General features: G+C 50.9%; 6 protein-coding genes and 1 tRNA gene. All 7 read right to left on the bottom strand.

Annotated features, from left to right (window positions below):
- Window positions 1-587 precede the first annotated feature (587 nt).
- The 7 genes from EYQ01_11310 to EYQ01_11340 all read right to left on the bottom strand — a co-directional run bounded on the left by EYQ01_11310 (window position 588) and on the right by EYQ01_11340 (window position 9,111).
- Window positions 588-2,081 (bottom strand): DUF4976 domain-containing protein, encoded by a 1,494-nt coding sequence (locus EYQ01_11310; GenBank protein HIE66368.1) that lies wholly within the window; start codon window positions 2,079-2,081, stop codon window positions 588-590.
- A gap of 56 nt (window positions 2,082-2,137) precedes the next feature.
- Entirely contained in the window at window positions 2,138-3,703 is a 1,566-nt protein-coding gene (locus EYQ01_11315) for a steryl-sulfatase (GenBank protein ID HIE66369.1), read from the bottom strand.
- Window positions 3,597-5,381 carry a hypothetical protein gene (locus EYQ01_11320; protein HIE66370.1) on the bottom strand — a complete coding sequence of 595 codons (1,785 nt, stop codon included), beginning with the start codon at window positions 5,379-5,381 and terminating at the stop codon, window positions 3,597-3,599. Before EYQ01_11320 ends, EYQ01_11315 begins: the two co-directional genes overlap by 107 nt.
- A 29-nt stretch (window positions 5,382-5,410) precedes the next feature.
- Window positions 5,411-6,844 (bottom strand): N-acetylgalactosamine 6-sulfatase (GALNS), encoded by a 1,434-nt coding sequence (locus EYQ01_11325; GenBank protein HIE66371.1) that lies wholly within the window; start codon window positions 6,842-6,844, stop codon window positions 5,411-5,413.
- A gap of 15 nt (window positions 6,845-6,859) precedes the next feature.
- Window positions 6,860-8,404, bottom strand: coding sequence for a hypothetical protein (locus EYQ01_11330; GenBank protein ID HIE66372.1), 1,545 nt, complete (start codon window positions 8,402-8,404; stop codon window positions 6,860-6,862).
- Complete coding sequence (locus EYQ01_11335) at window positions 8,401-8,931, bottom strand: sigma-70 family RNA polymerase sigma factor (GenBank protein ID HIE66373.1); 531 nt, start codon at window positions 8,929-8,931, stop codon at window positions 8,401-8,403. Before EYQ01_11335 ends, EYQ01_11330 begins: the two co-directional genes overlap by 4 nt.
- Before the next feature lie 102 nt (window positions 8,932-9,033).
- Window positions 9,034-9,111 (bottom strand) — tRNA-Pro (locus EYQ01_11340).
- Between the last annotated feature and the right edge of the window lie 95 nt (window positions 9,112-9,206).

Raw genomic sequence — 9,206 nt, forward strand, 5'->3', positions numbered from 1 at the left:
CATTGCAAAGGCGGATTGCCGTAGGTAACGGTACCATTGGCATTAGGCCCACGCCACGTGGGCCATTGGTTGGCGGCCTTGAGGCTTGAGCTTAAAAAGAAGAGCCCTGTGATAATGAACAGCAAAATTCGCATAATGAAGTGGCCAGAGGGTAACCGACCGAGGCCAATGGGACAGTACTTTTGTGTTTCTCTCCGAGACGGACTTCTTAACTGCGTGAGCTTTTCCAGACCCTTCACATCGGTCAGTTGATTGTTGCGGACAACCAGCACCTGTCACCTTCTCCATGTCCCCCTTGGCGAGGTTCGAACTCGCGACCTCCACACCCCCAGTGTGGTTGTCTATGTAGTTTTAGAACAGTATAATAGTGTTATTTTGATTCTATTATTGGAACCATTTGTGGTTCCAACTTTTTCCTCCAAGATCATCATTATCAAACCAATCAACCGTTACCGGATGCGCTCGCAGGATACGTTTTAAGCATCCTAAATGGACTCTGGGATCACGAATAGACTCGAACCCCGATCCAATGCATCCACCCATCCAGAGGAGCTTAGAAGTCATTTTTTAGCGTCATCACTTCTGATTTATTCCGCTTGTTCATCTTCGCCTTTTTTCCTCGCCTGCTTCCTTGCTTCTCTCTTTTTCTGTTTATCGGTTAGCCCCGGTTTCTCCACGGGGTCGGTTCCTTTCGGTCGTTCGGGTTTTCCTTTTTTGGCCCTTTTGGCATCCTTTGGATCGACCGTTGAGAACGCATCCTTCAGCTTCTCCATATCGGCTTTAAGCTGCGCGTGCATCTCCCTGAGTTTTTGAGTGTACTCAGGGTTGTCAGCCAGGTTGTTCAACTCCCACGGATCATTCTTGATATCATAAAGTTCAAACTCAGGATGCTTCACCACACGGTCGATTTTTGCCTGGGCCGCAGGATCCGTTTGGGCTTTTTTCAGCCATTCTCTCCAGACTTTGGCAAAAAACTTACCGCTGGTGGGCTTCATCAACACATCAAGATAGTAGTCAACCTCCCGTTCCGGATTCCAGACCAGCTTGAACTCCTTGTTGCGAATGGCTCTTTGCGTATAACCGCCGGCTTGATGAACCAGGTAAGCATGGTCGCGATGATGAGAGGTTTCTCCTTTCAAAACGGGCAACAAACTCTTGCCGTCCGTCGCGGGAGCCTCCCCTCCGGCAATGTCCACCAACGTAGAAGAGATGTCACAATACATAGCAACTGCGTCTGTGACAGCTGGCTTGATTTTGCCCGGCCAGCGCACGAGGCAGAGCGCCCTGGTTCCGTAGTCATAGACCGACCATTTGCCATTCGGCAATGCGGTTCCCTGTTCACTCAAAAATATCAGAACCGTGTTGTCTGCCAGCTTCAGATCGTCCAGCAACTTCATGGTGGCGCCCACCTGATTGTCGAGAACTTCCACTTCAGCCGCATGTATCGCCAAAGCCTCACGCGTAGCAGGGGTATCCACCATGTGAGGAGGAACTACTATCTGGTCTAGGGGAAAATGAGACGGATCACCAACCGTCCATGGGTGATGCGCATTGACTGAAGCTATGACTGCACAGAATGGTTTATCCTGAGCCTTGGAATCTTCCATAAACCGTTTTACCCCACTCATCTCCCATGTAGGGGCCATATGATTCCCATTACTTTCAAACCCGGAAATTTTATGAAAAGCCGAAACGTCAAAATGGGTCTTCCCAGTCAAACCGACCATGTAGCCTAGCTCTCCGAGGTAATTGGCTATATTTTTATATTTTTTCCTAGGCTTACTCCCATTGCTGTAAACACCACTGGTTGGCGGCAGTAAACCTGTGTAAAGCTCATGCCGCGATGGGCCACACTGGGCCACGGAACACATGAAATTTGTAAAACGAAGCCCCTGACGAGCAAGCTTGTCGATATTCGGCGTCCGGGTATACAAGCCCCCATCAACACAGCCAAAACTTGACCAACTGACGTCGTCCGCAATTACAATCACAAAGTTCGGTTTTTCTTCCGCTAACACTGGTGCAGCAAAAAGTGCTGCCAGCGCAACACCGGCCAAAAGTCGTCTTAACGTAGGTTTCATTTCAATTTCTAAATATGCGTTTGTAGTTCTTTGTGGTTTTACGGTTAATAGAAAATCTATTTCCCCTTTTTCTTCGAAGGCTTCTTTTGTTTACTCGCCTTGTACGCTGCCTGACCGGCATCGAACGGCGCTTCCAGCGAGTGTTTATCGAGATCCTTTTGGAAGGCCTCGATCGCGGCTTCAAGCTCCTGCACGACTTCCGGATACTCCGCCGCCACATCTTTCGTTTCTCCCAGGTCCGACTGCAGATCGTACAGGCCGGGTTTGCCTCTGCTGGTCAGTTTGAAGCGCTCATTGCGCGCCCCGGTAATTCTGGCGATGTTTCCCGCATAGTAGAGGTACTGGTGCGGCGACTTCACATCGGGAAGACACTGCATGACCGGGAAAATATCTTTGCCGTCGATCTTCTGTGGGGTTTTGGGCTCAATGCCCGCGAGGGCGGCAAAGGTCGGCAGGATATCCATCAGCGACGCCATTTCCCCGGTTTCTTTCCCTTCCGGTAAGGTTCCCGGCCAGGTGACGACGAAGGGCACACGAACGCCGCCTTCATCGCTGCTCCCCTTCCAACCTTTGAGCGGCAGATTCGAACCTTTCTCTTTATTGCCATTTCGGTCGGGCTTTGAATCCGCCCCGTTGTCCGAGGTAAAGGCGACAATCGTCTTTTTCTCAAGGCCGTTTTCTTTTAGTGCTTTGAGGACTTCTCCTACCGACCAGTCGATCTCCTCGATCATATCCCCGTAGAGACCATGAGCACTCTTCCCCCGGAACGAGGCATCCACAGTGTATGGGTGATGCGGCGTACCGTGAGCGATATAGAGAAAGAACGGCTTGTTCTTATTCTGTTTAATGAACTGCACAGATTCGTGAGTGTAGCGCTTGGTCAGCTGGGTGATATCCGTTGGCCACTCAATCACTCTGTTGTTACGCATCAGGATCGTTGAACGGCCATGAACACCTTTCCCTGAATCGGCTTTGTAAGCCTCCATCGTCAAACCTCCGCCCGGCTTGAACCCGTCGGCAACTGGCAACCCGTGATTCATACCGTCCCCGTGGTTGGTTCCCGGAACTCCAAAGTAAAAGTCAAAACCCTGATCTGTCGGCAGATATCCGAGAGCATGCCCAAGATGCCACTTTCCAATAAGCGCACTGGTGTACCCTTTTTCCTTCAGCATTTCTGGAATCGTAACGATCTCTTTACACATGCCGACGCTGGAATGAGGGTGAACAATAGAACCAATTCCAACACGAAAATTGTATGAGCCACTCATAAGAGATGCACGAGCCGGAGAGCACTTGTGCCGCGCATAAAAGTTGGTAAAGCGCACCCCTTGCTTAGCGATCTTGTCGATATTGGGAGTCTTAATCGCAAGGTGCCCATAGCATCCTAGATCGCCGTACCCCTGATCATCGGTCATGATGAACACAAAATTCGGTAGATTCTTGGCATATCCTGCAGTGCACCAAACAAATACAGACAAGCTCAAAAGAAAGTGAGTGAAAGGAGCTTTCACGGGATTATTTATCCGAGTTTTTCTGATTGGTTGACTTGCCCTCTTCGCGAGCCTTTCTACGCGCTTCACGTTCCGCTTTTCTTCTTGCTTTGTCGTCGGGAGCTGGTTCATCGGTAACTCCGAGTTTTTCCTTCAACGCTTCTGGCACCGTTACCTTTTTGCCCCGAATTTCGAGTTGTTTAACGATTTCGATCTGCTTGTCGACCTGGCCGGGTTCAGCGGCGTTCCCACCAGGAATGAATTCGCCAAAAGGGCGACCAATGACTTTGAGGTCCTGCTGCATGAGATAGCGCATTTCTTTAATGCGTGTAGCATGAGCCTGTTCATAGGCTAGGTTCTTCATTTCCTTGGGATCCCTCTTAAGGTGGTAGAGTTGATCTTCATCAAAGAAGCCGGGGCGATCGGCCCCTCTGACTCCGATGCCCAGACGTCCAATGTAGGACATGGCTTTGGGTAAGTTTTGCGGCGCGGCTCTCTTGATCGCTGCGATCTGATCTTTGGTGTAGCGAACGGCAATGTAAGACCAATCTTTCGTGATCGTCGCCCGCGCAGCTCCCATTTCGAGATAGAGATGATCCCGCCAATCATTGGCTTTTCCGTTTTTGAAAAGAGGGGTGAGGCTTTGCCCATCGATCCGGTAAGACTCCGGTTTTTCCGCTTTACCCAGTTCGAAGAAAGTGGGCACGAGGTCGATATTCTGCACGAGTTCTTCACACACCTGCCCTGCAGCGATTCCTTTTGGCCAACGCATGATCATGGGCACTTGACAACTACCGTGTGAAAAGACGGATGCTTTGCCATCGCGACCGTGATCAGGTGCAAAAATAACCAGCGTGTTGTCATCGATTCCGAGTTCCTTTAGCTTACGGAGAATCGCCCCAAGCGAATCGTCGATCCACGCTTCACCAGCGACATGACTGTTAGGATCGAAACCTTTTTTAGTGATTGTCTTGAGAAGCTCTGTACGCGGTGTCATTACCTCTGGAAGACTTTCAACCTCCCCCTCTCCGGTTACGAGCGGGTGATCCATGGATTTTCGCCAGGACTTATCCGGCCCGTGCAGTAAGGTACTGCAAAGATGAAGATAAAAGGGGCCGCCCTTGTTCTCCTCAATGAACTCTAGGGCTGCCACCGTCGTCCATTCTGCGTTGTGCATGGAATAGGGTGAATGCATATTTTCCGCGTAGACGTTCTTCGCCCAAGAGAAGCCGAGCGTTTTGAGGTAACGACGCATCCAGAGTTCGTTGTGCTTAAACTGAGCCGAGGCTTCAGGCCCGGGACTTGCATCTTTGGGAATGTTGATCCATCTCTCTTTGCCTTTGTAGAACTCGGGAAAATCCAAACTTGAAGTGAGATGAAACTTCCCAACAAACCCGGTGATATAACCGGCTTCACGGAGAACATTTCCGACATTCATCTTGTCGCGTTCCAGTGCGACATTGAAATTGGGAAGCCCCTGATTCTCTTTGCCGCCTACCGCTTCGGCGTAGAGTTTGCTATGCGAGTTACCAGCAAACCGACCGGTCAGGAAGCTGTATCGAGATGGAGTACAAACCGAGCTGCTGACGTAAGCCCGAGTAAACTTCATTCCTTCCTCAGCCATGCGGTCGAGATTAGGCGTGTAGGTATCGCCCCCAAATGAGGCAATGCTTGATGGATTCTGATCGTCGATCAGAAACATGATAATGTTAGGACGCTCTCCGCGAGCGACAGTGGCAACCAATGTCGACAAACAGAAGATCGAAAATGAGAGAAAAGTTTTCATGGTGAGTTTTTTGGATAATTGCATGTGGTAGATCGCGCTCCATACGAGGTGGATCATTTGGATGATTCAGGGGTTTGGCTGCTCTTCTTTGCTTCGCGTGCTTTGATGCGTTCAGCTTTCTTTTTTTCGCGTGCAGCTTTCTTCTCTTTGTTTGACATCTTTTTAGCTGGTGCACCGGCATCAGGATTCCAGCGTTTTTCCTGCTTGCTTACCGGGTCCGCCATTTCGTCGAGCCATGCGTTGTATTTGGCCGTGAGTTCGGAAACCACTTTCGGGTGTTTTGCAGCAAGGTCTGTGGTTTCGCTGAGATCTTTTTCAAGATCGAAGAGTTCAACACGATCTTTCTCTGCGACCAGTTTCCAATTCCCAGAACGAATCGCCCACTTTCCTTTGGCACCCGCAGAACTCCAATACAATTCGCCGTGGAGTTTGTCAGTCTTATCTTTGAGGGCGGGCAAGATGCTCTTGCCGTCAAGGAGCTTGTCCTTTGGCATGGGAAGCCCGGCAGCGTCGAGAGCCGTGGCAAACAAATCAATCGACCACATGGGAACGTCGCACTTTTTCCCGCCTTCCAGTTGAGCCGGCCACGACACTATGAACGGGACATGAATTCCTCCTTCGTAGTCCATCTGCTTGAAGCCGCGAAGCGGTGCATTGTTGGCGTTCATGGCACCGGAACCGCCATTGTCCGTGAGAAAGATGAGCAGTGTATTGTCAAAAATGTCGTGTTTCTTCAGCGAGTTCACAATCTCCCCCACTCCCATATCGAGGTGTTTGATCATGGCCATCAGGGTGTCGCGTTTTTTGTCCCCGGTAACGTTCTTGATGTCTTCTTCGGGGGCCTCCGGTGGAGAATGCACTGCATTGTATGCGACATAGAGAAAGAAAGGCTCCTCCTTGTGGCGATCGATAAAATCGACCGCTTCCTCAGTGATTCGAGTGGTGAGGTAGCCTTCTTCTTTGATGGGTTTGAGGCCACGATAGATGGGGTGATCCATGTCTGAGTGGTCAAAGTAGGGATGTGCGCCGCGTCCCATGAAGCCATAGAACTCATCGAACCCTCGATTCATGGCGTGGTATTCTTTAGTGAGACCGAGATGCCACTTACCTAGTGCACCAGAGGCATAACCGGCTGGCTTGAGTCGCTGAGGAATAAACACTTCATCAAGCGGAACCCCTGAGCCCCCCTCTCCGGCTGTGTAAATCCCAAACCGTTGCTGATAGCGACCTGTCATGAGTCCTGCACGAGTCGGCGAACACACGTGACCACTGGTGTAGCCCTGAGTGCAGATGACGGACGAATGAGCGAGGGCATCGATGTTCGGCGTACTGACTTCCGGCGGGGAATGCGGATTGTAGCTGACGTCGGCATAGCCCTGGTCATCTGTGAGAATAATGACGATGTTCGGTTTCTCTTCCGCCAAGACGATGGAGGGCATTCCGATCAAACTGATGGTTAGTGCTTGTAGGACGTTTCGAAGTCTCATGGTTACTATTAATATTTAATTGGATAAAGTGAGGTGAAAAAGGTTCTCGATCTGTTCGTTCGTCAGAGCGAATCCGAAGAAGGCAAGTTCGTCAATCCGTCCATGCCAGAAACCCGATCGTTGATTCCGTTTCTCGCCGTCGGACTTTTTAGGGATTCCCCCGATGCTGAAAGGGTTGTGCGGTTGTGCTTGAAACCCATTTAAAGGCTCTGAGGAAATGAGGACTCCGTTTCTATATAGCCACAAACCTTCACTCGTCTTTGCGACGGCAACATGCGTCCAGTCTTCGAGAGGTAAAGGTGACAAATCTACGATCTGTAGAAATCGCTTTCCGTTGGCGAGGGTGAGGCCCAAATGCCCATGGTCGCCAACAAGCCCAAAGCGCAATGTTTCGTCGCCCGAGAGATTCATGTCTGAGACGAGAACGGCGTTCCTTGGCAAGGTCTTGGTGCGGATCCAAGCCATGATGGTGAACTCTGTTGTTGGGAGTTCCAGGCTTGAGGAGATCTGTGCATACCCTCCCCTTCTAGGCCCATCCAGACGAAGGGATGAACCGATACGGCCCGGAGCGAATGGTTGGCGGCGCCTGCCACCTTTCACTACTGAGGCCGTATTATCATGACCTTTGGCGGCATCCTTCAAGGTATGTCCGTCGTCGATGACCGCCATGCGATAGTAAGCGAGCGGGAGGAGTTCACGAATGCTTTCACTATAGGTTGGGTCCGGCTCATCGAGACTTCTGAGAAATCTCTGATCGTCTACGGAGATGCTTAGAGGGATGAAAGTCGAGTGATTGATGCGAGTCGCCTGATTCGTGACAAGACGAACCGGATCCATCAAGGTGTCCTTTTGTTTGGGTCGCACTTCCACTTCCCCTTTGAACACGTGGACTTCACTACTGCGATCGCCCACGACTTCGATGGCGAATTCTGTGCCGTAATCAACCACTTCAGCATCCGGAGTTTCCACGGTGAAGCCGACACCCTCCGGAGTTACATTGGCCGCCAGACGTCCTTCGTTCAAAATCATGAACTCAGGGCCATGAATTTCGAAAGAAGCCGGTGCTTCGATGACCACTTCGACCCCTGATTCAAAAGTGATTTGAACAAGGCCTTCGTCGAGTTGGTAACTGCCGGTTCGCACGGCGCTGCCATTGTTGAAATCAGACGATGCGCCGAACAGCTTCAGACTGGGGACCACACTCCGGGTGAGATAGGCAACCGTTTCGCCTGGTTTCATTTTTGATGGTGTCCCCCATTGCAACCACAGAACCACTCCGGCGAGCACCAGCGCCGCGGCCACGGCCAATGGTTTCCATAAGCCGACGGAATCTGAGGGAACTTCGGGTGTATTTGAAATATCAGGCATCTGAAGCCCCCCCAATACACCGTGCTCCCATGCAAGCATGGTATGAACCTGGCAGTATTCGAGGTACTGTTGTTTTGCCGCCGGATGCTGGCGAATCATCTCCACCAAACGGTGGCTTTGTTCCGACGAAAGCTCGCCCTCCGTAAGTTCCATGAGGAGAAACTCCAGTTCTTTTTTCTCTTCTTCTGTCATACAGCTTCCTCCGGGCGTTGAAGTTTGACGCACTCCATCAAAGCGTTGCGCGCTCTGAAAAGTGCCTGCTTAATTGAGCTCTCTGACTGACCACTTTGAGAGGCTATGGATTTCAGAGTAGCACCTTCGGTGTATCGACGGCGGATGAGTTCCTGATAACGTTCGTTTAGTTTTCCGATACAGTCGCCCAGAAGTCGTTGTTTTTCTTCTTGCCGCTCGGACTGCTGCTGCGCGTCTTCAGCAATATCTAGAAGGAAGTCATCGTCGAAAACAAGGCGATCCCGGGTGATCCTGCGGCGGTGAGCCATGACCTGAAAGTAAGCGACTTTGAGCATCCAAGCACCGAAGTTAGTGCCGAGTTTGAAGTCATGCGCTTTACGCCAGAGAACGGCATTGGTCTCCTGCATGACATCCTCCGCCTGAGTGCGGTCGCCAAGAAGCGACAGGACATAGGCGTATAGTCGGCTCTGATGACTGGTCAGAAGCTGGACGAATTCGAAGGATGGTTCTGGTCGTTTTCCGGGCATGTATTTTCGTAATCAATGATGACTAGTCAGTAAGGATATAGCCGAGAACATGCAATGGTAACGGTTGAGAACAAAAAGCTCTGTAAAAACAGGGCTAGAAAATGGTCGGACCGGGGAGATTTGAACTCCCGACCTCCACACCCCCAGTGTGGCACGCTACCTAGCTGAGGGAACGGTTCTTTCGCGGTAGTTCCCTAATCCAACCCCGGGATCGGGGCGTTGGGTTTGATCTCTTCACCCTGCCACACGACTTTGCCTTTCACATAAGTCAGAAT

Source organism: Candidatus Manganitrophaceae bacterium (assembly GCA_012960925.1).
Taxonomy (GTDB): Bacteria; Nitrospirota; Nitrospiria; order SBBL01; family JAADHI01; genus DUAG01.

Bases quoted from the DNA above. Each gene is read 5' to 3' on its own strand.
- EYQ01_11310 (HIE66368.1), bottom strand. From the start codon at position 2,081: ATGAAACCTACGTTAAGACGACTTTTGGCCGGTGTTGCGCTGGCAGCA.
- EYQ01_11315 (HIE66369.1), bottom strand. From the start codon at position 3,703: ATGAACCAGCTCCCGACGACAAAGCAAGAAGAAAAGCGGAACGTGAAG.
- EYQ01_11320 (HIE66370.1), bottom strand. From the start codon at position 5,381: ATGCAATTATCCAAAAAACTCACCATGAAAACTTTTCTCTCATTTTCG.
- EYQ01_11325 (HIE66371.1), bottom strand. From the start codon at position 6,844: ATGAGACTTCGAAACGTCCTACAAGCACTAACCATCAGTTTGATCGGA.
- EYQ01_11330 (HIE66372.1), bottom strand. From the start codon at position 8,404: ATGACAGAAGAAGAGAAAAAAGAACTGGAGTTTCTCCTCATGGAACTT.
- EYQ01_11335 (HIE66373.1), bottom strand. From the start codon at position 8,931: ATGCCCGGAAAACGACCAGAACCATCCTTCGAATTCGTCCAGCTTCTG.